This window comes from Rhodococcus sp. 4CII, from assembly GCF_014256275.1.
GTDB classification, from domain to species: Bacteria; Actinomycetota; Actinomycetes; order Mycobacteriales; family Mycobacteriaceae; genus Rhodococcus_F; species Rhodococcus_F wratislaviensis_A.
In genome coordinates this window covers 2,935,465-2,960,584 of the sequence record NZ_JACCFE010000002.1, presented here as the reverse complement: position 1 = coordinate 2,960,584, position 25,120 = coordinate 2,935,465, and the positions used below count along the sequence as shown (strand labels likewise).

General features: G+C 68.2%; 24 protein-coding genes. 14 read left to right on the top strand and 10 right to left on the bottom strand.

What is annotated here, in order from left to right:
- Nucleotides 1-58: 58 nt before the first annotated feature.
- On the top strand, nucleotides 59-472 hold the full coding sequence (locus H0B43_RS14380; RefSeq protein WP_185727297.1) for a hypothetical protein: 414 nt from the start codon (nucleotides 59-61) through the stop codon (nucleotides 470-472).
- Nucleotides 469-1,005 carry a DUF3558 family protein gene (locus H0B43_RS14375; protein ID WP_185727298.1) on the top strand — a complete coding sequence of 179 codons (537 nt, stop codon included), beginning with the start codon at nucleotides 469-471 and terminating at the stop codon, nucleotides 1,003-1,005. The genes H0B43_RS14380 and H0B43_RS14375 overlap by 4 nt, the downstream gene beginning before the upstream one ends.
- Nucleotides 1,006-1,010: 5 nt before the next feature.
- Here the strand turns inward: H0B43_RS14375 and H0B43_RS14370 are convergent, their stop codons facing one another.
- From H0B43_RS14370 to H0B43_RS14360, 3 genes are read right to left on the bottom strand one after another with little or no spacing between them, the layout of a single operon-like run.
- Nucleotides 1,011-1,907, bottom strand: a complete 897-nt coding sequence (locus H0B43_RS14370) for a metal ABC transporter permease (protein ID WP_185727299.1) — start codon at nucleotides 1,905-1,907, stop codon at nucleotides 1,011-1,013.
- Nucleotides 1,904-2,782 carry a metal ABC transporter ATP-binding protein gene (locus H0B43_RS14365; RefSeq protein ID WP_185727300.1) on the bottom strand — a complete coding sequence of 293 codons (879 nt, stop codon included), beginning with the start codon at nucleotides 2,780-2,782 and terminating at the stop codon, nucleotides 1,904-1,906. The genes H0B43_RS14370 and H0B43_RS14365 overlap by 4 nt, the downstream gene beginning before the upstream one ends.
- Before the next feature lie 13 nt (nucleotides 2,783-2,795).
- Nucleotides 2,796-3,752 carry a metal ABC transporter solute-binding protein, Zn/Mn family gene (locus tag H0B43_RS14360; RefSeq protein ID WP_185727301.1) on the bottom strand — a complete coding sequence of 319 codons (957 nt, stop codon included), beginning with the start codon at nucleotides 3,750-3,752 and terminating at the stop codon, nucleotides 2,796-2,798.
- A 137-nt stretch (nucleotides 3,753-3,889) separates the two neighbouring features.
- On the opposite strand from H0B43_RS14360, the gene H0B43_RS14355 reads away from it, so the two are divergent.
- Complete coding sequence (locus H0B43_RS14355) at nucleotides 3,890-4,978, top strand: substrate-binding domain-containing protein (RefSeq protein WP_185727302.1); 1,089 nt, start codon at nucleotides 3,890-3,892, stop codon at nucleotides 4,976-4,978.
- A 5-nt stretch (nucleotides 4,979-4,983) separates the two neighbouring features.
- On the opposite strand, the gene otsB is transcribed toward H0B43_RS14355, so the two are convergent.
- Together otsB and kstR are read right to left on the bottom strand one after the other, a co-directional pair.
- Nucleotides 4,984-7,524 carry a trehalose-phosphatase gene (gene otsB, locus H0B43_RS14350; RefSeq protein ID WP_185727303.1) on the bottom strand — a complete coding sequence of 847 codons (2,541 nt, stop codon included), beginning with the start codon at nucleotides 7,522-7,524 and terminating at the stop codon, nucleotides 4,984-4,986.
- Between the two features lie 68 nt (nucleotides 7,525-7,592).
- Nucleotides 7,593-8,231, bottom strand: coding sequence for a cholesterol catabolism transcriptional regulator KstR (gene kstR / locus H0B43_RS14345; protein ID WP_185727304.1), 639 nt, complete (start codon nucleotides 8,229-8,231; stop codon nucleotides 7,593-7,595).
- Nucleotides 8,232-8,325: 94 nt separating this feature from the next.
- Here kstR and H0B43_RS14340 point away from each other — a divergent pair, with 94 nt between their 5' ends.
- The 6 genes from H0B43_RS14340 (at nucleotide 8,326) to H0B43_RS14315 (ending at nucleotide 15,346) form a co-directional block, all read left to right on the top strand.
- Nucleotides 8,326-10,491, top strand: coding sequence for an acyl-CoA dehydrogenase (locus tag H0B43_RS14340; protein ID WP_185727305.1), 2,166 nt, complete (start codon nucleotides 8,326-8,328; stop codon nucleotides 10,489-10,491).
- 83 nt (nucleotides 10,492-10,574) lie between these two features.
- Nucleotides 10,575-11,615, top strand: a complete 1,041-nt coding sequence (locus H0B43_RS14335; protein WP_185727306.1) for an acyl-CoA dehydrogenase family protein — start codon at nucleotides 10,575-10,577, stop codon at nucleotides 11,613-11,615.
- Nucleotides 11,600-12,751, top strand: a complete 1,152-nt coding sequence (locus H0B43_RS14330) for an acyl-CoA dehydrogenase family protein (protein ID WP_185727307.1) — start codon at nucleotides 11,600-11,602, stop codon at nucleotides 12,749-12,751. The genes H0B43_RS14335 and H0B43_RS14330 overlap by 16 nt, the downstream gene beginning before the upstream one ends.
- Before the next feature lie 14 nt (nucleotides 12,752-12,765).
- Nucleotides 12,766-13,761: a bifunctional MaoC family dehydratase N-terminal/OB-fold nucleic acid binding domain-containing protein gene (locus H0B43_RS14325; protein WP_185727308.1), complete on the top strand. Its 996-nt coding sequence runs from the start codon at nucleotides 12,766-12,768 to the stop codon at nucleotides 13,759-13,761.
- Complete coding sequence (locus H0B43_RS14320) at nucleotides 13,758-14,180, top strand: MaoC family dehydratase (RefSeq protein WP_185727309.1); 423 nt, start codon at nucleotides 13,758-13,760, stop codon at nucleotides 14,178-14,180. Before H0B43_RS14325 ends, H0B43_RS14320 begins: the two co-directional genes overlap by 4 nt.
- Nucleotides 14,177-15,346: a lipid-transfer protein gene (locus H0B43_RS14315; RefSeq protein ID WP_185727310.1), complete on the top strand. Its 1,170-nt coding sequence runs from the start codon at nucleotides 14,177-14,179 to the stop codon at nucleotides 15,344-15,346. Before H0B43_RS14320 ends, H0B43_RS14315 begins: the two co-directional genes overlap by 4 nt.
- Here the strand turns inward: H0B43_RS14315 and H0B43_RS14310 are convergent.
- Both H0B43_RS14310 and H0B43_RS14305 read right to left on the bottom strand, forming a co-directional pair.
- A complete protein-coding gene (locus tag H0B43_RS14310; protein ID WP_185727311.1) occupies nucleotides 15,318-16,427 on the bottom strand; it encodes an NAD(P)/FAD-dependent oxidoreductase in 1,110 nt (369 codons plus the stop codon). The genes H0B43_RS14315 and H0B43_RS14310 overlap by 29 nt on opposite strands.
- Before the next feature lie 110 nt (nucleotides 16,428-16,537).
- Nucleotides 16,538-18,178: a helix-turn-helix transcriptional regulator gene (locus tag H0B43_RS14305; protein ID WP_185727312.1), complete on the bottom strand. Its 1,641-nt coding sequence runs from the start codon at nucleotides 18,176-18,178 to the stop codon at nucleotides 16,538-16,540.
- 149 nt (nucleotides 18,179-18,327) lie between these two features.
- Between H0B43_RS14305 and H0B43_RS14300 the strand changes: the two genes are divergently transcribed.
- Nucleotides 18,328-19,284, top strand: a complete 957-nt coding sequence (locus tag H0B43_RS14300; protein ID WP_185727313.1) for an ATP-binding cassette domain-containing protein — start codon at nucleotides 18,328-18,330, stop codon at nucleotides 19,282-19,284.
- Nucleotides 19,281-20,099 (top strand): ABC transporter permease, encoded by an 819-nt coding sequence (locus H0B43_RS14295; RefSeq protein ID WP_185727314.1) that lies wholly within the window; start codon nucleotides 19,281-19,283, stop codon nucleotides 20,097-20,099. The genes H0B43_RS14300 and H0B43_RS14295 overlap by 4 nt, the downstream gene beginning before the upstream one ends.
- Before the next feature lie 11 nt (nucleotides 20,100-20,110).
- Here H0B43_RS14295 and H0B43_RS14290 read toward each other — a convergent pair whose 3' ends face one another.
- On the bottom strand, nucleotides 20,111-20,539 hold the full coding sequence (locus tag H0B43_RS14290) for an ester cyclase (protein ID WP_185727315.1): 429 nt from the start codon (nucleotides 20,537-20,539) through the stop codon (nucleotides 20,111-20,113).
- Nucleotides 20,540-20,642: 103 nt separating this feature from the next.
- On the bottom strand, nucleotides 20,643-21,224 hold the full coding sequence (locus H0B43_RS14285) for an NTP transferase domain-containing protein (protein WP_185727316.1): 582 nt from the start codon (nucleotides 21,222-21,224) through the stop codon (nucleotides 20,643-20,645).
- 117 nt (nucleotides 21,225-21,341) lie between these two features.
- Here H0B43_RS14285 and H0B43_RS14280 point away from each other — a divergent pair, with 117 nt between their 5' ends.
- Nucleotides 21,342-22,286, top strand: coding sequence for an alpha/beta fold hydrolase (locus H0B43_RS14280; RefSeq protein ID WP_185727317.1), 945 nt, complete (start codon nucleotides 21,342-21,344; stop codon nucleotides 22,284-22,286).
- Here H0B43_RS14280 and H0B43_RS14275 read toward each other — a convergent pair.
- On the bottom strand, nucleotides 22,283-23,176 hold the full coding sequence (locus tag H0B43_RS14275) for a LysR family transcriptional regulator (RefSeq protein ID WP_185727318.1): 894 nt from the start codon (nucleotides 23,174-23,176) through the stop codon (nucleotides 22,283-22,285). The two genes, H0B43_RS14280 and H0B43_RS14275, sit on opposite strands and share 4 nt — an antisense overlap.
- A gap of 152 nt (nucleotides 23,177-23,328) precedes the next feature.
- Here H0B43_RS14275 and H0B43_RS14270 point away from each other — a divergent pair, with 152 nt between their 5' ends.
- Nucleotides 23,329-24,633, top strand: coding sequence for an NAD(P)/FAD-dependent oxidoreductase (locus H0B43_RS14270; RefSeq protein WP_185727319.1), 1,305 nt, complete (start codon nucleotides 23,329-23,331; stop codon nucleotides 24,631-24,633).
- Between the two features lie 9 nt (nucleotides 24,634-24,642).
- Nucleotides 24,643-25,119: an NUDIX domain-containing protein gene (locus tag H0B43_RS14265; RefSeq protein WP_185727320.1), complete on the top strand. Its 477-nt coding sequence runs from the start codon at nucleotides 24,643-24,645 to the stop codon at nucleotides 25,117-25,119.
- Nucleotide 25,120 lies beyond the last annotated feature (1 nt).

Here is a 25,120-nt window from a genome sequence, read left to right as displayed (position 1 = left end):
CACGCGCCGGCGATTGCACAGGTGGGGACACAGCAGCACACACGGAGGGGACACAACCATGGCGGGGCCAGAAGCACCGGAAGCCGGATGGAAGGCTTTCACTGAAAACGTCGTCGGAGGCGGCAGGCTCGAACTCGACCCCGCCGGCATCGAGCAGTGCATCAAGCTGTGCCAAAAGCATGCGGATTACATGAAGCTCCTCGGGGCACGAGCTCGTCGAGAACTTCGCGCGACCGATTTGGGCCTAGGGGAGAAGGACATCGAGTCGGCGAAGCAACTTGCACGAAAGTTCGACGAAAAGGCAATCGGCGGAGATGGCATCGAGTTCGCAAACACTGCGGTGGGCTTGCTTCTGGCCCACGAGACCTACGCGTCGGACATGAAGTCGATGTTCGAGGCAGTGTTAGCGAGCTATACCGAGCAGGATGCTGCAACCGCTACGCGGTTGGGATCTGTCGGAGTCCAGCTATGAGACGGGTTGCAGCACGCGCGGCGATTGGGACGCTGAGTTTGCTGACTGTGGTAGCGGCGGGAGCGTGCTCGGAACCGGTCGACGGGAAGTCCGTCGAAGAGCCCGCCACCGAGATCGCTTTCCGGCCGTGTGACGGCTTCTCTCCGGAAGCCCTCGCTGCGGCAAAGATTGATGCGGCATCGCCTGACCGAATGCCGGATCGAGAAGATCCCCCGAATCATGCATGTGGATACTTGTCGCGAGACCCGTACTACGTGGCTGTCGTGTCCGCCATTGGTACACCATTCAGCAGTATTAGGAGCGACGACCGCTTCAACGTCCTGAGTGAGACGGAGATCGGCGGCCGGCGTGCGCTGGTGTCGGATTTTCGCGGGGGTAGTGCGTGCACGGTGTCGGTGGCGATTGAGCCGGGGATTCTCGAGTTCATGATCGGATACAGCGAACTGGAGGATTTCACGACCGTCGAGGCGGCGTGTGATCAGGCGACGAAGGTGGCGACAGCGTTGGCGCCGTATTTCCCCGACCGGCTGTAGGTGGCTCAGTGCGAGTGGGCGGCGTGCGAATGGGCGATGCGCCCGGCGTTTTTGCGTCGTGAGGATCCGCTGAGCCTGCAGACGAGGTAGATGATGAACGAGATCGAGGTGACGAAGCTGGACACCGGCACTCCGGGTGCGAGGGAGAGCAGGATGCCGCCGACCGCTGCGAGTTCGGCGAACACGATTGACAGGATCGTGGCCTTCAGTGGGCTGGCGGTGACGTAGGCGGCGGCTGCGGCGGGGGTGATGAGCAGTGCCATCACGAGGAGCGCGCCGACGATCTGCACACCCAGGGCGGCGGTGATGCCGACGAGGACGGCGAACACGATCGACAGGGCGCGCACGGGGACACCGCGGGCCTCGGCGACGTCGGGGTCGGTGCTCGCGAACAGGAGGGGACGGTAGATCAGGCCGAGGACGCCGATGACCAGCACGGCGCAGAGCAGCAGCAACTGCAGGCCGCTGTTGCCGGGTGCGACGATCTGGCCGATCAGCAACGAGAAACTGGTGCCGGTGCGGCCTTGGTACGACCAGATGAACAGCACCGACAAGCCGAGGCCGAACGCCATGATCACACCGATCACGGAGTCGCGATCGCGGGCCTTCGCGCCGAGCAGCCCGAACAGCACCGCCGCGACGACGGACCCGGTGATGGCGCCGGCACCGACGCTGACACCGATGAGCAGGGCCGCCGACGCACCGGTGAGGGACAGTTCGCTCGTGCCGTGCACGGCGAACGACATCTGCCTGCTGACGATCAGCGGGCCGATGGCCCCGGCGAGCAGTCCGAGGATGGCGCCCGCGATCAATGCCTGCTGGACGAAGTCGTACTGCAGGAGGTCGACGGTGGCGGAGACGTCGAACATGTGCGACATCGCGTCGGTGAACTTGTTGCTCATGCGTGTCCCTCGTCCGTGTGGTGCACACCCTCGCCGGGGCGGAGACCGCCCGCGCTGCCGAGTGCGTCGATGGCGTCGCCGGTGCCGATGACGACGAGGCGGCCGCGCACGTGCAGCACCTCGACGTCGGTGCGGTACAGCTCGGACAGCACCTCCGACGTCATGACCTCTTCCGGTCCGCCGATGCGGAACTGTCCGTCGACGAGGTAGAGCACGCGGTCGACGAGGGGGAGGATCGGGTTGATCTCGTGGGTGACGAACAGCACCGCGGTGTCGTGGGTGCGTCGGCGCCGGTCGATGAGTCCCGACACGAGATTCTGATTGGCGAGGTCGAGGCTGAGTAGCGGTTCGTCGCACAGCAGGATCTGCGGGTTGCCGACGAGGGCCTGTGCGATCCGCAGTCTCTGCTGCTCACCGCCGGACATCGAGCCGATCGGCGCGTCCGCGTAGTGCTCGGCGCCGACCTCGGCGATCGCCGCGTCGACGATGGCCCGGCGTCGGCCTCGACGGAGGAGACCGGTGCCCCACTGGTGGCCGTCGACACCGAGCCCGACGAGGTCGCGACCCCGCAGCGGCAGTCCGTCGTCGAGCGACTTCTGCTGGGGGATGTACCCGACGTGCGAATTACCTTTCCGCGCCGGGGTTCCGGCGATCCGTGCGCTGCCGGAACTGAGGGCGAGCTGGCCGAGCAGCACCTTGAGCAGCGACGTCTTGCCCGACCCGTTGGGTCCGAGGACGGCGACGAATTCGCCGGGTTCCACGGTGAGGTCGAGGTCCTGCCAGAGTGTGCGTTCGCCGAAGGACAGTCGCGCCCCCGTCAGTTCTAGTGCGGGGACGCGACCGTTGCCGGTGTTCGTCGAAGTGGGTTCTGTCACAAGCCGATCAGTTCTATTGCAGAGCCGCGGCGAGCGACTCGGCGGTGTTGGTCTGCCACTGAATGTAGTCGAGGCCTTCGGGCAGGGTTTCGGTCACCTCGACGACGGGGATGCCCGCCGACTCGGCCGTGGCCCGCACGTCCTGGGTGACCCGGTCCTGTGTCTGCACGTTGTAGACGAGGGCCTGCACCTGCTTGTCGGTGAGCAGTTGCCGTGTTGCGGCGATGGCGGCGGGCGCGGGATCGTTGCCGTTCTCGATGGCGCTGGTGAAGTCGGGCGGGGTGACGTCCTTCAGGCCCGCCGACTGGAGCAGGTAGTAGGCGATCGGTTCGGTTTGGGCGACGGGCGCGTCCGGGTGCGCGGCGGCGACGCCGTCGGTGATCGTGGAGATCTGCTCGAGCTGACCGTGGAAGGTGGCGGCGTTGGCCTTGTACGCGTCGGCGTTGTCGGGGTCGAGTTGGCCGAGCTTATCCGCGATGGACTGCGCGGTGGCGTCGACGGTGTCGACGTCGAACCAGACGTGTTCGTTGACGTCGCCGTGGTCGTGGCCCTCAGGTGAGTCGCCGCCGTCCGCGTGTTCGTCCTCGCCCGCGTGCGCGCCGCCCTCGAGGAGATCGAACGCGTTGACGGTGAGTTGATCGCTGTTGCCGGTGCCGATGATGTCGTCGACGAAGTGGTCGTATCCGCCGCCGTTGTAGACGATCAGCGACGCGTCGGTGAGCTTGGCGGCGTCGGCGGGGCTCGCCTCGAAGGAGTGCGGGTCGGACGACGGCTCGGTGATGATCGACGTGACGTCCACCTTGTCGCCGGCGACGGCCTGCGCGACGCTGCCCCAGACGTTCGTCGACGCGACGACGGTCAGCGGGCCGTCGCCGGTGGTGTCGGAGCCGCACGCGGTGAGGGTGAGGGCCGCGGCGAACGACAGCCCGACGGCGACCGTGGCGGCACGAAAACCTGAGGAAGCGCGCACAGAAAACTCCTGACAAAGACGAACGCTAAACGCTATTGGAAACCGTTACCGTTGCACTTTAGCGGATAGGTCCTGGTAGTGCACTTTCGGTGCAGCCCCGACGCGCCGGAACGCGGACCAGGTACTAACGTCCCCCTATGCCCAGGTCTCGACAACCTCGTCGCCAAGCCACGCTGGCGTCGCTCGCGGCCGAGCTGAATATTTCGCGAACAACGGTGTCCAATGCCTACAACCGGCCGGATCAACTGTCCGCGGAACTCCGCGACCGGGTGCTGCAGGCGGCGAAGCGCCGCGGGTACCCGGGCCCCGACCCGGTGGCCCGCTCACTGCGCACCCGCAAGGCAGGCGCCGTGGGACTGCTGCTGACGGAGGCCCTCAGCTACTCCTTCCGCGACCCGGCCGCGATGAGCTTCCTGTCCGGACTGGCCGAGTCCTGCGAAGCGGCCGGGCAGGGTCTGCTCCTGATCCCGGCGGGCCCGGGACGCGAGGAGGCCGACGCCGCCGCCGTCGTGCAGCAGGCGGGTGTCGACGGGTTCGTGGTGTATTCGGTCGCGGACGACGACCCGTACCTCGCGGCGGTGTGCGAGCGGCACATCCCGATGGTCGTGTGCGACCAGCCTCGCGAGATCCCGGGGGCCTCGCTCATCGGAATCGACGACCGCGGAGCGATGCGCGGCCTCGCCGACTATCTGATCGGCCTCGGCCACCGCGACATCGGTGTGCTGAGCATGCGGTTGGGACGCGACCGTTCGGACGGGGTGGCCGACGTCGAGCGTCTGCGGTCACCGAATTTCCACGTCCAGCGTGAACGCATCGAGGGGGTGCGCGACGCGATGGCGGACGCCGGCCTCGACCCGGGGACGCTGACCGTCGTCGAGCGTTTCGAGCACACCGGGAAGTCGGGGCATGCCGGGGCCGCGCAGGCGCTGGGTGTGAATCCGCGGATCACCGCGCTCGTGTGCACCACCGACGTTCTCGCCCTCGGCGCCCTGGACTGGGCGCGCTGGCAGGGCATCGACGTGCCCGGACAGCTGTCGGTCACCGGGTTCGACGGCGTCGACGACGCGCTCCGCGAGGGCCTGACCACGGTGCGGCAGCCGCAGGAGGAGAAGGGTCGCCGGGCGGGCGCCCTGCTGATGTCCCCGTCGCACTCCGGTGTCGCGACCGTCGAGATGCTCGAGACGGAACTCCTACGCGGGACGACCGCCGGGCCGGCCAGGCGCTGACACCTCTAGGCCAGGAGCTGAGCGCAGCGCAGCAGCCCGAGGTGGCTGTACGCCTGGGGGTGGTTGCCCAGTGAGCGTTCGGCGACGGGGTCGTATTCCTCGCTGAGCAGCCCGGTCGGTCCGGCGGCGTCGACCAGTTGCGCGAACAGCGCCTCCGCCTGCGATCGTTGACCGATCAGCAGGTACGCCTCGACCAGCCAGGCCGCGCAGAGGTGGAAGCCGCCCTCGGTGCCGGGCAGTCCGTCGTCGTGGTGGTACCGGTACACGGTCGACCCGCTGCGCAGTTCGGCCTCGGTGGCGGTGACGGTGGCCGCGAACTTCTCGTCCGACGGGTCGATCAGCCCGGACAGTCCGATGTAGAGGGTGGCGGCGTCGAGGTCGGTGCCGTCGTAGGCGGCGGTGTACGACCGGACCTCCTCCTTCCAGCCCTTCTCGCGGACCTCGTCCGCGATCTTGTCGCGCAGCGGCGTCCAGCCGGGTTCGATGTTGCGGCCGAAGTGCTCGGCGAGCGCCACCGCGCGGTCGATGGTCACCCAGCCCATCACCTTGGAGTACACGTGGTGACGCGGGTTGTCGCGGATCTCCCAGATGCCGTGGTCGGGTTCGAACCAGCGACGCTCCACGGCCTCGACCATGGCGCACACCAGTTCCCAGTCACGGTCGTTGAGCGCGACCTCGACGCCCTGCTTCTCGCGGGCATGGGACAGGTCGTGGATGAGTTCGACGATGGGTCCGAACACGTCGAGTTGCACCTGCTGATTCGCCGCGTTGCCGATGCGGACCGGACGCGAGCCGGCGTACCCGGGCAGCGAGTCGATGACAGCCTCGGGCGGCAGCCCGCCACCGTGCAGCGTGTAGAGGGGGTGCAGTCGTTCGGGGCCGGGAAGCGTCTCGAGGACGTCGTGCACCCAGTCGAGGTAGCCCTCGGCCTCGCTGAGCGAACCGATGCTGACGAGCGCGGACGCGGTGAGCGCCGCGTCGCGCAGCCAGCAGTAGCGGTAGTCCCAGTTGCGGACGCCGCCGATCTCCTCGGGCAGCGAGGTGGTGGCGGCCGCCATGATCGCACCGGAGTCGACATGCACGAGGCCGCGGAGGGTGAGCGCCGAGCGCTTCATCAGGTCGGGTTTCAGGGTGGGCAGGGTGAGGCTCTTCGCCCAGTCCGACCAGTACGATTCGGCGAGGGCGCGGCGCTCCTCCTCGGGAGTCTCTGACGGTCCGAGTTCCTCGGTGCCGCAACGCAATTCCAGCACGATGTCGCCGCCGGACGGGTCGACGACGGCATGCGCGGTCTGCTGGTTGCCGTCCGAAGTCACGTTCCACTGCACACCGGGGGAGCGCAGGACGATCGGTTCGTTGGTGCCGTGCACCCGCAGTCCCTCGGCGACCGCCTCGAGGATCACCTGGCCCTGCCCGAACTCGGGCCGCGGAGCGAACGTCACGACCGCGGCGGCCTGCCCGCTGATCACCCGGGTCAGGTCGGTGCGGCCCTGGCGGACGTCGTGCGGCAGGTAGTCGGTCACGGACAGGCTGGCCCACCGGGTCTGCACGGTCATCGTGCTGTCGATGTACCGCTGGCTCAGCGGCAGCGCGCTGCGGTGCGGACCGACGCTGAAGTGACCGGCCTCCGGTCCACCGAGCAGATGTGCGAACACGGACGCCGAGTCGGGTTCGGGATGACATAGCCAGGTGAGCGTCGCGTCGGGGGTGACGAGTGCGACGGTCCGCGGGCTGGCGAGCATGGTGAGGCGTTCGATCGGCGGCGCGTGCGCCCCGGACAGCCAGGTGCGGCGCTCCTCGAGCAGGAAAGCGAGAGCAGCGGCGACGTCCTCGGTGGACGAGACCCGGAATTCGGCGAGGCTGTCGCCGGGGCCGACCTTCACACCGACGTCGGGGCCCTGGAGGCGGGCGAACGCCTTCTCGTCGGTGACGTCGTCGCCGACGAAGACGGCTGCCGTTGCGCCGTCCTGGTGGCGGATCAGGTCGAGGGCGTGACCCTTGTCGGTGGCGACGACGGCCAGTTCGATGACGGACTTGCCTTCGGTGACCTGGACCCCGACGCGCTGTCCGGCGTCGGCGCGGACCGCGGCCAGGGCCTGTGCGCCTTCCTCGGCGTCGGCGTTGCGGACGTGGAGTGCGACGCTCGCCGGTTTCGCCTCCACCGACGTGCCGGCGTGCAGGCCGGCGATCCGCGTGAGTTCCTCGGTGATCTCGACGAGAAGCTTCTTGGCGTCGGCGTCGATCGCATGGATGAACCCGATGTCGAATTCCGAGCCGTGGCTTCCGACCAGCTGCACCTCGGCGGGCAGCCGCGACAGCGCGGCGAGGTCTTTGAGGGCCCGGCCCGAGATCACGGCCGCCGTGGTTCCGGCGAGGCTCGCCAGGGCGCGGAGAGCGCGCACCGATTCGGCGTGTGGAAATGCCTTTTCGGGGTCGGAGACGATGGGGGCCATCGTGCCGTCGTAATCGGACGCGACGAGCAAGCGAGGGGTCCGCGCCACCCGGGAGAGGGCACGACGAAGTTCGATGGGCAGATCATGGGCGCTCACATGTTCAAATCTAGGGGATGTGACGGCTGTGAGCGCGTTCTCGGCGAGGGCTGTGCCCCGATCGCGTCCTACTCGGGTCTGCGGCTTCCGTCACCGAGCAGCAGTTCGACGGTGAGTTCGAGCCGATTCGCGACATCGGTCGCGGACGAGCGGCGTGTGAGCCAGGCCACCAGGTTCGACAGCCATACGTCGGAGATGACGCGGGCGACGGCCAGCTGGTCCTCGGTGGGCTCGGAGTCCGTCATCGCGCGGGCGAACAGCCGGTCCATCAACTTGCCCACCTGATCGACCTCGGCGGCCGCGGAGGCGTCGGCGAACATGAACGCGCGCGTCATCGCCTCGGTCAGCAGCGGGTCGCGCTGCATTGCCCGGGTGATCTGGCTGAGGATCAGCTGCATCCGCTCGAGCGGGTTCCGGCCGGGCGGGTTCTTTCCGCGTGAGTCGATCCGCTCGAATTCGCGCGCGAGCGCCGACACCAGCAGGTGCACCTTGGACGGGAAGTACCGGTACAGCGTGCCCACGGCGACGTCGGCGCGTTCGGCGACGGCCCGCATCTGCACGGCCTCGTATCCGCCCTTGGAGGCCAGGGCCAGGGTCGCATCGAGGATCCGCTTGCGCCGTTCCTTCTGCGCGTTGGAACTGAGATCGTCCTCGCCCAGCGTCGCCGCAGCGACCGTCGTGGACCGTGATCGAGAGCTGGTCGTCATTACCTGTTTTCCTTCGCGCCTTGACTCATGGCCAGGTGTCATATTAGAACACGTTCTAGACGAATGTGTCATTCAGGAGAGGCGGATACCCGTTGTGACTATCGCCACCACCGACGAACAGAGGGCCGCAGCGGGTTCGATCCAGGCATGGGCGCGGTCGACGGACCCGCTGGTCACAGTACGGCAAGGACCAGCAGATTCGTGGCGGACGCCGTGGCGGTCCTTCTCCGCGATCGGAATTTTCTCCGCTGCCGTGCCCGAAGAGGTCGGAGGGTCGGGGGCGGAAATCGTCGACCTCGCCGCCATGCTCGAACAGGCCGCAACCGAACTTGCCTCGGGTCCTGTTCTCTCGACGGCTCTCGCCGCTCTCGTCGTCGGGCGCAGCTCGGGTGCCGCCGCGAAACGGTGGTCCGAGGACCTCGCCGACGGCGCGATGCCGTGCGCGGTGGCTCTCGGCAGCAACTCCCCGGTGAACGCGACGCTCGGCGCCGACGGCGGGCTGACGATCACCGGCGACGCCGGCTTCGCGATCGGCGGCGACGCGGGGGTGTCCGTGCTGTTGCCGGCCGACGCGGGCGAGGGCGTCGTGTGGTGCCTGGTCGACGGCGAGGCCGACGGCCTGGACGTCACGGTTGCCGACACGATCGACAAGAGCCGTCCGCTCGCGCGGGTGCGCTGCGACGGCGTGGCGGTGGCGGCCGACCGGGTGATCACGGGAGTGCGGGACGGCCTGGTCCGCGACCTCGCCGCGACACTGGCCGCGGCGGAGGCGTCCGGGATCGCGGGCTGGTGCCTGCGAACGGCGGTGGAGTACGCCAAGATTCGCGAGCAATTCGGCAAACCGATCGGATCGTTCCAGGCGGTCAAGCATCTGTGCGCGGAGATGCTGTGCCGCGTCGAACAGTCCGGTGCGGCGGCGTGGGACGCGGCTGTCGCGGCGGAGCACGCCTGGGATGCGGACGGCGGCGAGCTGCCCATCGCGGCCGCGGTCGCGGCGTCCGTCACGCTCGACGCTGCCGTCGAGACCGCGAAGGACTGCATCCAGGTGCTCGGCGGCATCGGCTTCACCTGGGAGCACGACGCCCACTTCTACCTGCGCCGGGCCACGTCGCTGCGGCAGCTGCTCGGCGGCTCCGCGCGCTGGCGGGCGCGGGTCACGGAACTGACGCGCGCGGGTGCACGCCGCCATCTGACGATCGACCTGACCGGCCTCGACGACGAACGGGCGCGGATCCACGACGAGATCGCGGAGCTGATGGCGCGGCCGGAATCCGAGCGACGCACGGCCCTGGCGGACTCCGGCTACCTGGCCTCGCACTGGCCCGCACCGTACGGTCGCGGCGCGCGTGCCGCCGAGCAGATCCTGATCGAGGAGGAGCTGGCCGCCGTCGGGGTCGGCAGGCCGGACCTCGTGATCGGCTGGTGGGCGGTTCCGACCATCCTCGAGCATGGGAGCGCCGAGCAGATCGCGCGGTTTGCGACCCCGACGCTGCGAGGCGAGATCGTCTGGTGCCAGCTGTTCAGCGAGCCCGGCGCCGGTTCCGACCTCGCGGCGCTACGCACGTCCGCGGAGCGGGTGGACGGCGGGTGGAAGTTGACCGGTCAGAAGGTGTGGACGTCGCGGGCGCAGGAGGCGGACTGGGCGATCTGTCTGGCCCGCACCGACCGGGACGTGCCCAAGCACAGGGGCATCAGCTACTTCCTCGTCGACATGACGAGCCCCGGCATCACCATCTCGCCACTGCGCGAGATCACCGGCGACGCCCTGTTCAACGAGGTGTACCTCGAGGACGTGTTCGTGCCGGACGATCTGGTGGTCGGGAATCTCGGCGACGGCTGGACGCTGGCCCGCACCACGCTGGCCAACGAACGGGTCGCGATGGGCGGGGGCTCCTCGCTCGGTGCGGCGACGGAGGAACTGCTCGCGCTCGCGGGGGACGGTGACCCGGTGACCGACGACAGGCTCGGCAGACTCATCGGCACCGCGCTCGTCGGTTCGCAGCTCGAACTGCGCACGACGCTCCGGCAGCTGGATGGTCAGGACCCCGGACCAGAATCGAGCGTCCGCAAGCTGGTCGGTGTCCGTCAGCGGCAGGCCGTCGCCGAGTTTGCTATGGAACTCGGCGGCACGGACAGCTGGGTGGAGGGTCCGCTGGCGCGGGAGTTCCTCAACACGCGGTGCCTGTCGATCGCCGGCGGAACGACGCAGATCCTGCTGACCGTCGCGGCCGAGCGCATCCTCGGTCTCCCGCGCGGCTGAGCCGGGCGGCGATCGGTCTTTCGCGAGTTCCGGGATGGTGATACAACTAGAACACGTTCTAAATCGAAAAGGGGATTGTCAGCGTGGACTTCACTCCGGACGAAACCCAGGAGGCTGTGGCGCAGGTCGCGGCCGGACTGCTGGCCCGCGACCTCGACGGCGACGCCCTCTGGGCTGCGTTCGCCGACGCCGATCTGCTCACCCTCGCCGTTCCGGAGCGCCTCGGCGGTGAAGGGCTGTCGGTCACCGACGTCGGTGCGCTGCTCACCGAGGTCGGGCGGACGGCGGTGCAGGTCCCGGCCCTCGCGACACTCGGATTCGGAGTGCTGCCCATCGTTGCGCTCGGGGACGACGCGACGCAGGACGCTCTGCTCACCGGACTCGACGCCGGACGCACGTTCACCGCGGCCCTCGCGGAACCCGGCGCGCAGTTCCCGGCACGACCGTCGGTGATCGCGGTCGCGGACGGCGACGGGTACTCCGTCACCGGGCGTGTACTCGCGGTGCCGTACGCCGAGCAGGCGCACCGGATCCTGGTGCCGACGGATGCCGGGGTGATGCTGGTGGATCCCGGCGCGGACGGCGTCACGCTCACCCCGACACCGTCGGCGTCGGGGAGTCCCGAATCCGCGATCACGTTCGACGGCGCGCGGGGCGCGCTGCTCGCGGCCGGCGACGACGCGGTGCAGACGCTGTACCGCATCGCTCTGGCGTCGATCGGAGCCGTGGCGGACGGACTGCTCTCGGGCGCAACCGCTCTGGCGGCCGAACACCTCGCCACCCGACACCAGTTCGGCAAGCCGCTCGCCACGTTCCAGGCCGTGTCCCAGCAGATCGCCGACGTCTATGTAACCTCCCGCACGCTGCACGTGTCCGCGCTCGCGGCGTCGTGGCGGGTGTCCGAGGGACTGGACGCGCAGGACGACCTGGACGTGATGGCGTACTGGATCGCCGCGGAGGTGCCCGCGGCCATGCAGGTGCTGCACCATCTGCACGGCGGCATCGGCGTCGACGTCACGTACCCGCTGCACCGCTACTACTCGACCGCCAAAGACCTGGCCCGCCTCGTGGGCGGCGCCTCGTATCGACTCGACCTCGTGGGGGCCCGGTGTTCATCGATCTGACCGACGAGCAGCGTGAGCTGCAGGCGGAACTCCGGCGCTACTTTTCCGGGCTGATCTCCCCGGCCGAGGCGGAGGTGATGCGCACGGAGCGTCACGGCGCCACCTACCGCGAGGTCATCCGCCGGATGGGCAAGGACGGCTGGCTCGGTGTGGGCTGGCCGGTGGAGTACGGCGGCCGCGGTTTCGGCGAGATCGAGCAGCAGATCTTCGTCAACGAGGCTGTGCGAGCCGATGTTCCGCTGCCGTCGGTGACGCTGCAGACGGTCGGCCCGACGCTGCAGACCTACGGCACCGAGGAGCAGAAGCGCAAGTTCCTGCCCGCGATCCTGGCCGGCGAGGTGCACTTCGCGATCGGCTACACCGAACCCGAGGCGGGTACCGACCTGGCGGCGCTGCGGACCACCGCCACCCGGGTGGGGGACGAGTACATCGTCAACGGCCAGAAGATCTTCACCACCGGCGGCCACGACGCCGACTACCTGTGGCTCGCCGTCCGCACCGGCTCACCCGACTCGCGGCACCGTGGCATCTCCATCCTGATCATGGACACCAAAGATCCCGGCTACAGCTGGACGCCGATCATCACGTGCGACGGCGCGCATCACGTCAACGCGACCTACTACACCGACGTCCGGGTGCCCGCGGACATGCTGGTCGGCGAGGAGAATCAGGGCTGGCGGCTGATCACCACCCAGCTCAACCACGAACGGGTCATGCTCGGGCCGGCCGGGCGGGTCGGGGGACTCTACGACCGCGTCCGCGACTGGGCGGTGGCGCACGACCTGCTCGGCGAACCCGACGTGCGGCGGGCGCTCGGCGAGATCCACGCGACCTACCGCCTCAACGAACTCCTCAACTGGCAGGTGGCGTCGAGCGAGTCGGACGCCGTCGACATCGCCGACGCGTCGGCGACGAAAGTGTTCGCCACCGAACGCATTCAGCGGATCGGCCGGCTCGTCGAGGAGATCGTCGGACGGTACGGCGACCCGTCCGAGCCGGCGACCGCCGACCTCGTGACGTGGCTCGACATGCAGGTCAAGCGCAACCTCGTCATCACCTTCGGCGGCGGTGTCAACGAGGTGATGCGCGAACTGATCGCGACCGCAGGCCTGAAACTTCCCCGAGTCCCGCGATAGGAGCGCCGCGCGTGATGAGTTCCGAGCAAATTCTCGCTGCCGCAGAAGAGGTCCGGGCGGCGGGCCCGAGCGCACCCCGCGCCGGACGCGACCCGATCAATCAACCGATGATCCACAACTGGGTGGAGGCGATCGGCGACAGGAATCCGATCTACGTCGACGACGCGGCCGCGCGGGCGGCGGGACACGACGGCATCGTCGCCCCGCCCGCGATGGCGCAGGTGTGGACGATGCAGGGACTGAACGCCGTTCGGCAACCCGACGATCCGCTGGGCCGCATGACGAACATCCTCGACGAGGCCGGGTACACGTCCGTCGTCGCCACCAACTGCGATCAGGTCTACCACCGCTACCTGAAAGTCGGTGAGGAGGTCACCATCACCACCACCCTGGAGGACGTGGTGGGCCCGAAGAAGACGGGACTCGGGGAGGGCTTCTTCTTCACCACCCGCAGCGTGTGGCGGGACGCCGTCGGCGAACCGGTGGCCGAGATGCTGTTCCGGATTCTCAAGTTCACGCCGAAATCCACTGCGGCGCAGCCGTCCGGGAACGGGCAGGGCCCGGCGTTCGACGATCTGGACCCGACGAAGATGATGCGGCCCAGCGCCTCCCCGGACACCCAGTTCTTCTGGGACGGCATCGCCGCGCACGAACTGCGGATCCAGCAGCGTGCGGACGGGTCGCTGCAGCACCCGCCGGTGCCTGCGCTGTGGAAGGACAAGGCGGAGGCGACGGACTACGTCGTCGCGTCGGGCCGCGGCACCGTGTTCAGTTTCGTGGTCCACCACGCTCCGAAGGTCCCGGGACGCTCGCTGCCGTTCCTGGTGGCGCTCGTCGAACTGGAGGAGGGTGTCCGGATGCTCGGCGAGCTGCGCGGTGTCGACCCCGCCGACGTGACGATCGGGATGCCGGTGGAAGCGATCTACCTCGACTTCCCCGGCGACGACGAGACGGGCGGCACGCCGTGGACCCTGTACGCGTGGCAGCGCGGAGCGAAGGAGCAGTCATGACGTCCACACTCGATGTCGCGGTGGGAACGACGCTTCCGGAGCTGTCCGTCACCGGCGACCCGACGTTCGTCGTATCCGCCGCACTCGCGACGCGCGACTTCCAGGACGTCCACCACGACCGCGACCTGGCGCAGCAGCGCGGGTCGAAGGACATCTTCGTCAATATCCTGACCGACACCGGGCTGGTGCAGCGGTTCGTCACCGACTGGGCCGGACCGACCGCGGTGATCAAGTCGATCGCGCTGCGGCTGGGGGTCCCGTGGTACGCCTACGACACGCTCACGCTGAGCGGCACGGTGGCCTCGGTGGACGACGGGGTCGTGACGCTCGACGTCGTCGGGAAGAACGGTCTCGGCGATCACATCACGTCGACGGTGACCCTCGTCCTGGACGGACGCACGAACGGAGCGAGTGAATGAGCGGGCTGTCGGGTAAGGCTGTCATCGCCGGGATCGGCGCCACCGACTTCTCGAAGGACTCGGGACGCAGCGAATTGCGGCTGGCGGCGGAGGCGGTCACGGCGGCGCTCGAGGACGCCGGGCTGGATCCCGCGGACGTCGACGGCCTCACGTCCTTCACGATGGACACCAACACCGAAGCGGCCGTCGCCCGTTCGGTCGGAATTCCCGATCTGAAGTTCTTCAGCCGCATCCATTACGGCGGGGGCGCGGCGTGCGCGACCGTGCAACAGGCGGCGATGGCCGTGGCCACCGGTGTCGCCGACGTGGTGGTGGCATACCGGGCGTTCAACGAGCGGTCGGGGATGCGGTTCGGGCAGGTGAACTCGGGTCTGGTGCAGCAGGTGAACTCGTCGGGCACCGACAACGCGTTCTCCTACCCGCACGGCCTGTCCACGCCGGCGGCGTTCGTCGCGATGGTCGCCCAGCGGTACATGCACGAATATGGCGCCACGAGTGAAGATTTCGGACGAGTCGCGGTCGCCGATCGCAAGCATGCGGCCATCAATCCGAACGCCTTCTTCTACGGTAAGCCGATCACCCTCGAAGACCATCAGAATTCCCGCTTCATCGCCGAGCCCCTGCATCTGCTCGACTGCTGCCAGGAATCCGACGGCGGCATCGCGATCGTCGTCACGTCGCCGGAGCGGGCGAAGGACCTGAAGCAGACACCGGCCGTGATCGCGGCGGCGGCCCAGGGCAGTGGCAGCGACCAGTACATCATGACCAGTTACTACCGGCCCGAGCTCGCGGGACTGCCCGAGATGGAACTGGTCGGCAGGCAGTTGTGGGATCAGGCCGGCCTCGGCCCGCAGGACATGGATCTGGCCATCCTCTACGACCACTTCACACCATACGTATTGATGCAGCTCGAAGAACTCGGCTTCTGCGGTCGCGGGGAGGCCAAGGATTTCATCGCAGACGGTGCCATCGACCTCGACGGCGCCCTGCCGCTCAACACTCACGGAGGCCAACTCGGCGAGGCCTACATTCACGGCATGAACGGCATCGCCGAGGGGGTGCGTCAGATCCGCGGCACGTCCGTGAACCAGGTGCCCGGGGTTCGGAACGTCCTCGTCACCGCGGGCACCGGGGTGCCTACGTCGGGGTTGGTACTGACGGCCTGACGCCGGCCCGCGTCCGCCTGCGCGCGATGTGTTTCGCGACGTAGCCGGCATCCCGGCCCACCCCGCCGGTGAGCATCGACGCGAACGCCTGCAGGAACGGCAGCCCGACGAAATACAGTCCCGGATGGTCCGGCGAGACTCCGCGGGACTGCTCGGGCCAGCCGTCCGATCCGGTGACGGGGATCTGGATCCACGACGTGTCCTTGCGGAACCCGGTGCACCAGATGACGTTGCGGACGTCGAGGGCCGTACCGTCGTCGAGGACGGGTTTGCCGTCGCGCACGTCGGTGACCTTCGCGGGACGGTGGTCCACACCGGCCGCGGCCAGGTCGGCGCGTTTGACCCGCAGGAGGGGTCCGCCGCCCGAACGGACGTGGGCGCGCATCTTCCGGCCGATCGGCGTGCGTTCCGTCAGAACGTGATTGGCCATGAACCACATGATCGGGATCGCGACGTGGGCGATGCGCCCCTCGAGGTCGAACGGCACCTCCCCACGGACCGGCCCGCAGATCGTGGTGCGATGCGAACGGGACACCTCCAGTGCGATATCCGCCCCGGAGTGGCTGCACCCGACCACCAGCACCGGCCCGTCCTGCAGCTGGGAGGGATTGCGGTAGTCGCTCGAATGCAGTTGCCGGATTCGGGGATCGAGGCGCTCGGCGACATCCGGGACCACCGGGTTCTGCCAGGTCCCGGACGCGACGACGACGTTGTCGGCCTCGAGCCGTTCCGTCCCGGCGGTGACGACGTAACGGTCGCCGGAACGGGACAAGGTGTCGACGGTGACGCCGGTGCGAATCGGCAGTGCGAACCTCGCCGCATACGCCTCGAAGTAATCGGCGACCTCGTCCTTGCCCGGCCAGGACCAGGCCCGGGCCGGAATGCCCCAGCCGGGGAGGCCGTCGTACCGGGCGGGACTGTAGAGCCGGAGCGAGTCGAAACGCTCCCGCCAGACGTCGCCGACGCGGTCGTGGGCATCGAGGATCACGAATCGCTGTCCGTGCCTTGTGAGGTGGTACCCGGTGGCGAGGCCGGCCTGTCCGGCGCCGATCACGATCGTGCCGAAGTGTTCTGTGGACATCGTCTGTCTTCTTCCCTGGGGTGATCGGTGGTCATGTTCGACGTTATGACCGGGGCCGATCCGGGCGCGTCGGGAAAAAGGCGCAGATACGTACGACCGTATGGGTGCTTTTATGCAGACGGTTCGACGAGGCGATGCTCGTAGGCGTACGCCGTGGCGGCGGACCGCGACGAGATGCCCAGCTTGACGAAGATGTTGCTCAGGTGCCGCGCGACCGTCTTCTCGCTGAGAAACAGTTCCGTCGCCACCGCGCGGTTGCTCTTGCCCGCCGCGACCAGACGGAGCACGCACACTTCACGCGGCGTCAGCGGCGTGCTCGCCGTCGAGTCGGGCCGGAACTCCGCCCTCAGCCGCTCGAGGTCCGGGACCGCGCCCAGTTGCCGGTAGGTGGCGGACGCGAGGTCGTGCTCCATCTGCGCGGTGTCGTCGTCGCCGAGGTCGCGGCAGACGAGCGCGACCGACTCCCGGACCCGCGCGCACTCGTACGGCGCCCCGATGTCCTGCCAGCGCCGCCAGGCGTCGCGCAGAACGGTCAGCGCGTCGCTGTCCCGCCCCTCGGCGTGCAGCACCGATCCCGAGGCCTGCGCGGACAGTGCACACAGGTAGGGGATCGCGAACCGTGTTGCGATCGAGTCGAGTTCGTCGGCGGCGACGCGCGCGGCCGGGATGTCGCCGGCGGCGATCAGGATGTCCACGCAGGCGGGCAGGAGCCGGGCGCGTTCCACCGCGCCGGTGGACTCGTCCACCGCACAGCGGATGGAGGCCGCCGCGCTGCCGACCCGTCCCTGCGCCATCCGCAGCAGCGCGAGTCCGGGCTGCGGTCGCCTGCCCCAGCGGTTCGCCTCCAGGAACAACTTCTCGGCCTGCGCGATCTCGCCGCGCAGGCGGTGCAGGTCGGCTATCACGTAGGCGGCGGATCCGGCGCCGGCGTGCGAGGCGAGTCGCTCGTGCGCCCGCCGCGCCGAGTCCATCGCCGTCGGCCAGTCGCCCTGCAGTTGCAGGATCTCGGCGCGGTGGACAAGGCACTGACCGCGGTACGGCACGAGGTCGGGTTGCGCGGAACACCAGTCCTCGAGCGCCACGGTCCATTCCCGGGACCGGCGGAGATCGCAGATGTTCTGGCATTGCTCGATCACGGCGCAGTACACGATCCCCGCGACGACCGGTGACACCTCGTCGGACGTCACCCCGACCATCGCCTCGTCGAACGCGGACACCGCCTCGGCGACGTCGCCCAGGAGCACGAGCGAATGGCCGGTACCCAACACGCCGAGCGTTGTCAGATCCGGGTCGGCGAACCGGATGCCCATCTCCGTCACCGCGCCGAAGATGTCCCGGGCGGCGGCGCCGTCGCCCTCGTCGATCCGTCGCAGCCCCTGCGGGACCAGCAGGTAGCCGCGCTCCGCGCAGTCCACACCCGCGGTATCCAGCAGCCGCTGGGCCTTGCTCAGCCAACCGCCGCCGCGCGCGTGCTCGCCCCGCAAGATCAGGACGAACGAGAGCCAGAACGCGCACCGTGCGGAGCGCACCGGTCGATCCGCGCGGGCCCACTCGTGCACCGCGCGTTCCCACCATGCGGTGCTGACCTCGTCCTCACCGATCAGGTAGGCGGAGGTGGCGAGCGACTCGAGGTCGTCACCGGACAGCGGGTTGCGGCGGTCGGCGCTCGACAGTCGTGCGTATGCGTCGCGCCAGTCTCGTCGATCGAAGGCCGCACGGCCCGTCCGGAGTTCCGACGCCGCGTCGGCCATCACTGTCTCCTGCCGAAGATGTGCGCGCTGACCTGCTCGGATTTCAGACTACCGCCGCACCGGGCCGCCCGGGAACGTCGAATATTCCCTGCACCCTGTCGGTACCTCGAGTCACACTGGGTCGACACGCCAACGGATGGGAACTTCTGATGGTCGATGCGATAACTGCAGAAGGTCTGGTCAAGAAGTACGGCAAGGTCACGGCACTGGACGGGATCGACCTCGCGGTCCCGTCGGGAACGGTCACGGCGCTGCTCGGCCCGAACGGTGCCGGCAAGACGACGGCGGTGCGCGTGTTCACCACCCTCCTCGTCCCGGACGCCGGGCGGGCGCAGGTCGCCGGCCTCGACGTGGTCCACGACGCGCGGAGGCTCCGATCCCGGATCGGGGCCTCGGGGCAGTACGCGGCCGTCGACGAATACCTCACCGGTTTCGAGAACCTCGAGATGGTCGGGCGGCTCTACCACCTCGGGGCCAAGCCGAGCAGGGCACGAGCGAGGGAACTGCTCGAACAATTCGATCTGGTCGAGGCGGGTGATCGTCCAGTCAAGGGCTACTCGGGCGGCATGCGACGGCGTCTCGACCTCGCAGGCGCACTCGTCGCCGAGCCTGAAGTGTTGTTCCTCGACGAACCGACCACCGGACTCGACCCCCGCGCCCGGCTGACACTGTGGGATGTCATCGACAACCTCGTTGCCAAGGGCACCACCCTGTTGCTGACCACGCAGTACATGGAGGAGGCCGAGCGCCTCGCCGACCAGATCGCGGTGATCGACCACGGCTCGGTCATCGCCCGCGGAACCGCCGACGAACTGAAGGACCGGGTGGGCGGTGAGCGCATCGAGTTGAGCGTCCGGGAGGGCATCGACCTCTCCGTGGTGCGCGACGAACTGGCCCCCCTCGCCGCAGGCGACATCCTGGTGGAAGAGAACGTCCGCCGGGTGACGGTCCCGGTGACCGGGGGTGCAGATGCGCTCGTCGAGGCGCTGGGCCGACTCTCGAATCGAGGAGTGAAGGTGTTCGACGTCGGTCTGCGCCGACCGACCCTCGACGACGTCTTCCTCACCCTGACCGGACACGAAGCCGAAGAGGAGCACGTCTCATGAGCGCCCAGCAGACGGCATCCGTGCACACCGCGCTCGCGGACGGACTCACCATCGCCAAACGCAACATGATCAAGATCAAGCGCGTCCCCGACCTCATCGTGTTCACCACGTTGTCGCCGATCATGTTCGTGCTGCTGTTCGCGTACGTGTTCGGCAGCGCCATCCAGGTTCCCGGGATGTCCTACCGGGAGTTCCTGATCGCCGGCATCTTCACGCAGACGGTCATCTTCGGGGCCACGTGGACGGGCCTCGGAATGGTCGAGGATCTGCAGAAGGGCATCATCGACCGATTCCGGTCGCTGCCGATGGCCCCGTCCGCAGTGCTGCTCGGCCGCACGTCCACCGACGTGCTGATCAACATCGTCAGCCTCGTCGTGATGTCGCTGACCGGTCTGATCATCGGGTGGCGCATCCACTCGAGTCTCGGCGAAGCGGTCCTCGGTTACCTGCTCCTGCTGTTGTTCGCCTACGCCCTGTCCTGGGTGATGGCGGTGGTCGGGCTGTGGATCCGGACACCGGAGGTGTTCAACAACGCCAGTTTCATCGTCATCTTCCCGCTGTCGTTCATCGCGAACACATTCGTCGAGACCACCAACCTGCCCGGCCCGCTGAAGGTGATCGCCGAATGGAACCCGGTGTCCGCGGTGACGCAGGCCGTGCGGGAACTGTTCGGAAACACCAACCCGGCCATGACCGTTCCCGACGCGTGGCCGTTGCAGAACCCGGTCATCGCCTCACTCCTGTGGTCGGCGGTGCTGCTGGTGATCTTCGTACCGTTCGCGATCCGGCGGTACCAGAAGGCCGTCAGCCGCTGAAGGTGTGGCGCTCACCGCGCCGCGGCGGGGATCACCCCCAGCTGCTGGAGCATGGCGAGGACGTCCTTGTCCGACCACTTCTCCGCGATCCGACCGTTCTCGATGCGGTGGATGACGGTTGCGGTCATCTCCATCCGGTTGCCCGTCGCGGGAATACCAGGGAGATCACCCGTGTGCGTTCCGGTGCACAATAGGCGGGTGACGACTTTGTCGCCCTCGGCGACCTGATCCTCGACCCGATGAGACCCCGGTGTGGCGCTCCAGAACAACCGGAACACCTGCTTCAATCCCTCGCGACCCGGTGTGTCGAGGCCGGGAAACGGCGGGGGTGAATGGTCGAGGTAATTCTCGTCGACGAGTTCGTCCAGTGCGTCGATGTTGCCCGCGTCGATCTCGGTGTAGAAACGCCGGATCAATTCCTTGTTCGTTTCCAGTGACATGACTCCATTGTCTGCCGGTCACGTCGCGGCGTATACCCTCATCCGCCGGACCAACGGGACGCCCGTTGCGTCAGATCGAACGAGCGTCCAGTTCGTCCGGGAGTCAGCCGAGTTCGCGCGGCGAATCGACGTCGCGTCCCGACCCCAGATCGGAGCAGTCGACCGTCTCGGCGCCGTGTTCCGCGAGGTATGCACGGGCGCCGGAGTCTCCGGTGAGGCTGCGCCGCAACGGGAGCCAGTGGTCCCGGCCGATCAGCACGGGGTGGCCCGGACGTCCGGCGTAACGGGCCTGGCGAAGGGCCGACCGGGCGTCGGCGGGCGGAACCGACGCCACCCGCCGGACGGCGTCGGCGCCGAGGTCGGGGAGATCGACCAGGGTGATGACGACGGCGTCGACGTCGTCGAACGTCGCCGCGACCTCCAGTCCCGTGCGTAGGGACGCGGAGAGTCCCGATTGCCAATCGTCCGCGGTCCCGACGGTCACGGGGACACCACCGGGCAGTAGCGTCCTGGCCTCGTCTGCGCGGGCACCGAGCACCACGACGGTGGGTTCGCACCCCGCGTCCGTCAGCACGCGAACACCACGCTCCAGCCACGGCTGCCCGTCCGCCCCGACGACGAGGGCCTTGGGCATGCCCATGCGGGATCCGGCTCCGGCGGCGAGCAGCACGCCTCCGATCGTCATCGGGGTCTCACCGGTCCGCGCCGCATGCGTCCAACCTACTTTTCCCCGGCGAAGTTCGCGGGGCATCGTAGACTGGCCGGTGGCCTCGACACGGCGACAGCGGGAACGGACGGACACATGGTGGATCCGAATAGAGTCGGCGAACCTGCCCAGCAGGAGTTCGCGCACCGCTGGGGCGGCGTCGGCCGCGTCGTCGACCTCGACGGACCGGTGCACTGGGTCGAGTACGGCGAAGACACCGGGGCCACTCCGGTCGTCATGGTCCACGGACTCGGCGGCTCGCACCTCAACTGGGTCCGCATCGCGCCGGTCCTCGCCAAACGCACGCGGGTGCTGACGGTCGATCTCCCGGGCTTCGGTCTCAGCCCGTCCGGACGTCGCCGGACGGGGGTCGGCGCCAACGCGACGGTGCTGCACCGCTTCCTGCGCGAGGTCGTCGGCCGTCCCGTGATCCTCATGGGCAATTCGATGGGCGGAATGATCTCACTGTTCGAGGCGGCGGCGCACCCCGAAACCGTCTCGGCGCTGATCCTTGTCGACCCCGCACTGCCTGTGGCGCAACGGGTCCCGGACCCGCGGATCGCGGTGCAGTTCGCGATGTACTTCACACCCTTCGTGGGGGAGCGGTACCTGCAGTACGCCGGCAGGAAGATGACGGACCGGCAATTGGTCGAGCGCATGATCGACCTGTGCTTCGCCGATCCGAGCCGGGCGTCGGAGGATTCCCTCGACGCGGCAGCGGCACTCACGGGCTACCGTCGCGGATTGCCGTCCGAGGATGCCGCGTTCCTTCAGGCCAGCCGATCGCTGATGCGGGTGCTGGCGCGTCCGCGGCGATATCTCGGCGTCATGCAGTCGATCACGCAGCCCGTCCTGCTGCTCCACGGTGACCGCGACCGCCTGGTTCCGGTCGCGGCCGCCCGCAAGGTGGCGACGGCAAATCCGCGGTGGGACAGCGTGATTCTGGCCGATGTGGGGCACACCCCGCAGCTCGAGGTTCCCGACGCTCTGCTCGACCGCGTGCAGACCTGGGTCGACCGGCACGGGCTGATCGACGTCTAGGTCGAGCCGCCGGACCCGGCGATCGACTGCGCGAGCGCGCGGAACAGGCGCGTGAGTTCGGGTCGTGTCGCGGTTCCGCTGCGGACCACGCCGCACACCGGGATGCGCAGCCGGTCTTGGGCCTCGCGCAGAAAGCTCAAACCTCGCCGGGGAGTCGCGTCCGCGGTGTCGGCGTACAGCACGGTCCACGACCGGGGTGTCGTGAGGACGTCGAGGGTGGCCGTGTGGTCGCTGGGGATCGACGGTCCGAGCATCACCCGCTGCCCGACCTGCCGGAACGCGTCCTCGACCACCGTGTGGATCAGGATCTGACTGCTGCGCGGCGGAAGGAGCAGCGGGTACGGCGCCAGTTCGCTCAGGTCGACGGTCGAGACCCCGGCCAGCGGATGTTTGCTCGACGTGACGATCACCAGATCTTCCAGCCCGAACTCCACCGTTTCGAGACCCGGCCGATCGACGCCGCCGCGGATCAGTGCGAGATCGGCGTCGCCCGACGCGACCGCGGTCATGCGGTCGGTGAAGTCTTTGATGACGAATTCGATGTCGAGTTGTGGGAAGTCCTCGCGCACAAGTGAAATCGCTTCGAGGCTCTGTGTCGCGAAGCTCATGCTCGCGCTGATGCGCAGACGGTTGCGCGGATCGAGTCCCACCGACAGCGCGCGCGCCTCGAGACCCATCATTTCGGCCGCGATCGGCATCAGGCGCTCGCCGGCGGGGGTGAGCTTGGTGGCGCGGGTCGTCCGCTCGAGCAGGGTGGTGCCCAACTCCTGCTCGAGTTTGGCGATCTGGTGGCTGATCGCCGACTGGGAGATGAAGCAGCGTTGCGCTGCGCGCGAGAAACTGCCCTCCTCGCCGACCGCGAGGAAGTAGCGAAGCTGTCGGAACTCCATGACTCGAGGTTACGTCCTTTTCAAACGACTTATGAGGAATCGAGATAACACAATTTCGATTTCCCCAGCTTACTGGCAATTAACATTCGCCGATCCCTAATGTGGAGCTCATACGCAGCGCTAAGTGACGCTCAGGCAGTAGGAGGTTTTCGGTGGATCGCACACAGGTCGTCATCGTGGGATCGGGATTCGGCGCCCTCGCGGCGGCGAAGAAGCTCGGCAAGGCAGGCACGCCGTTCGTGCTGATTTCCGAGACCACCGAACATCTGTTTCAGCCGCTCCTGTACCAGGTCGCGACCGGTGTCATCTCGCCCGGCGAGATCGCCCCGTCGATCCGCGCGATCCTCGCCAAGTACCCCAGCGGCGACGTCCGCCTCGGCCGCGTCGTCGACGTCGATCCGGACAAGAAAGAGGTCGTCTACGAGGCCGGCAGCATCCGCCACACGATCGGCTACGACAGCCTCATCGCCGCGACGGGCGCCCGGCAGGCCTACTTCGGCCACGACGAGTTCGCCGAGGTCACGTACGCGCTCAAGACCGTCGCCGACGCCGACCGGCTGCGCCGCCAGATCGTCCGCTGCTTCGAGGAGGCGCACACCACCTCCGACCCGGAGCGTCGGCGCGACCTGCTGCATTTCATCGTGATCGGTGCAGGCCCGACCGGTGTCGAACTTGCAGGTCAGATCAAGGAACTGGCGGGCCGCTACTTCGAGAAGTCGCTCCGCGACATCACGGCCGAAGACGTCACCGTCACCCTCGTCGAGGGCGCAGGCGAGACACTGCCGGTCTTCGGCGGCAAGCTCAGCAAGTACACCCAGGACTCGCTGGAGAAGGCGGGCGTCGAGGTGGTGCTCGGCACCATGGTCACCGACATCGACGAGCGTGGCGCCACGCTGTCGTCGCCGAGCACCGGTTTCGAGAAGCGCCTCACGGCCGACACGATCATCTGGTCGGCCGGCATCCAGGCCAACGACTTCGCCGCCGTACTCGCGGACCGGACCGGTTGTGAGACCGGCCGCGGTGGCCGCCTCCTGGTCGACGAGGACCTGACCGTGGGCCGCTACGACGACATCTTCGCGATCGGCGACATGGCCTCGCTGAACAACCTCCCCGCCCAGTCGCCGTTCGCGATGCAGGGTGGCAGGCACGTCGCGGCGATCATCACCGGAAAGCGCGCCCTCGGAACGCCGTTCAAGTACCGGGACAAGGGCAGCATGGCCATCATCAACCGGTTCCGCGCGATCACCCGCGTCGGCAAGATCGAGCTGACCGGTGTACTCGCCTGGTTCCTGTGGCTGGCCGTGCACCTCGTCTACCTGGTCGGGTTCCGCAACCGGTACGTCGCGGTGATGTCGTGGTTCGGTTCGTTCCTCGGCCACCGCCGCCCGCACTTCCACTACGCACAGGAGATCGAGTCGATCGAACTGACCGACCAGCGAGAGGGTGCCGCGGCTTAGCCTGGTTCCATGACCGTCACCAGCGCCGGAGTACTCCTGTATCGCATGGACGATGCAGGAGTGCTCCAGTTGTGGATCGTGCACATGGGCGGACCGTACTGGGCGCGTAAGGACGAGGCCGCGTGGTCGATCCCCAAGGGCGAATATGTCGACGGCGAAGATCCCTTCGCGGCCGCGTTGCGCGAGTACGAGGAAGAGATCGGCGCACCGCCGCCGGAGGTCGAGTACCACCTGCTCGGACAGTTCAAGCAGCCGTCCCGCAAGCTGATCACCGTCTACCTGGCGGAGGCGACCGACGACGTCACGTTCGTCGGGAGCAACACCTTCGAACTGGAGTGGCCGCCTCGATCGGGGAAGCGTCAGCAGTTCCCCGAGGTCGACGACGCCCGCTGGTTCCCGGTGAGCGTCGCCGAGACGAAGCTGGTCAAGGGCCAGCGCCCGATTGCGCTTCGCGCCCGTGAGTACTTATCAACGTCCCGCGGTTGAC

Coding starts and splice junctions, on each gene's coding strand:
- H0B43_RS14380 (WP_185727297.1), top strand. CDS start 59: ATGGCGGGGCCAGAAGCACCGGAAGCCGGATGGAAGGCTTTCACTGAA.
- H0B43_RS14310 (WP_185727311.1), bottom strand. CDS start 16,427: ATGTCCACAGAACACTTCGGCACGATCGTGATCGGCGCCGGACAGGCC.
- H0B43_RS14370 (WP_185727299.1), bottom strand. CDS start 1,907: ATGAGCAACAAGTTCACCGACGCGATGTCGCACATGTTCGACGTCTCC.
- H0B43_RS14325 (WP_185727308.1), top strand. CDS start 12,766: ATGAGTTCCGAGCAAATTCTCGCTGCCGCAGAAGAGGTCCGGGCGGCG.
- H0B43_RS14290 (WP_185727315.1), bottom strand. CDS start 20,539: ATGTCACTGGAAACGAACAAGGAATTGATCCGGCGTTTCTACACCGAG.
- H0B43_RS14300 (WP_185727313.1), top strand. CDS start 18,328: ATGGTCGATGCGATAACTGCAGAAGGTCTGGTCAAGAAGTACGGCAAG.
- H0B43_RS14295 (WP_185727314.1), top strand. CDS start 19,281: ATGAGCGCCCAGCAGACGGCATCCGTGCACACCGCGCTCGCGGACGGA.
- H0B43_RS14275 (WP_185727318.1), bottom strand. CDS start 23,176: ATGGAGTTCCGACAGCTTCGCTACTTCCTCGCGGTCGGCGAGGAGGGC.
- H0B43_RS14315 (WP_185727310.1), top strand. CDS start 14,177: ATGAGCGGGCTGTCGGGTAAGGCTGTCATCGCCGGGATCGGCGCCACC.
- H0B43_RS14285 (WP_185727316.1), bottom strand. CDS start 21,224: ATGACGATCGGAGGCGTGCTGCTCGCCGCCGGAGCCGGATCCCGCATG.
- H0B43_RS14305 (WP_185727312.1), bottom strand. CDS start 18,178: ATGGCCGACGCGGCGTCGGAACTCCGGACGGGCCGTGCGGCCTTCGAT.
- kstR (WP_185727304.1), bottom strand. CDS start 8,231: ATGACGACCAGCTCTCGATCACGGTCCACGACGGTCGCTGCGGCGACG.
- H0B43_RS14375 (WP_185727298.1), top strand. CDS start 469: ATGAGACGGGTTGCAGCACGCGCGGCGATTGGGACGCTGAGTTTGCTG.
- H0B43_RS14355 (WP_185727302.1), top strand. CDS start 3,890: ATGCCCAGGTCTCGACAACCTCGTCGCCAAGCCACGCTGGCGTCGCTC.
- H0B43_RS14320 (WP_185727309.1), top strand. CDS start 13,758: ATGACGTCCACACTCGATGTCGCGGTGGGAACGACGCTTCCGGAGCTG.
- H0B43_RS14265 (WP_185727320.1), top strand. CDS start 24,643: ATGACCGTCACCAGCGCCGGAGTACTCCTGTATCGCATGGACGATGCA.
- H0B43_RS14280 (WP_185727317.1), top strand. CDS start 21,342: ATGGTGGATCCGAATAGAGTCGGCGAACCTGCCCAGCAGGAGTTCGCG.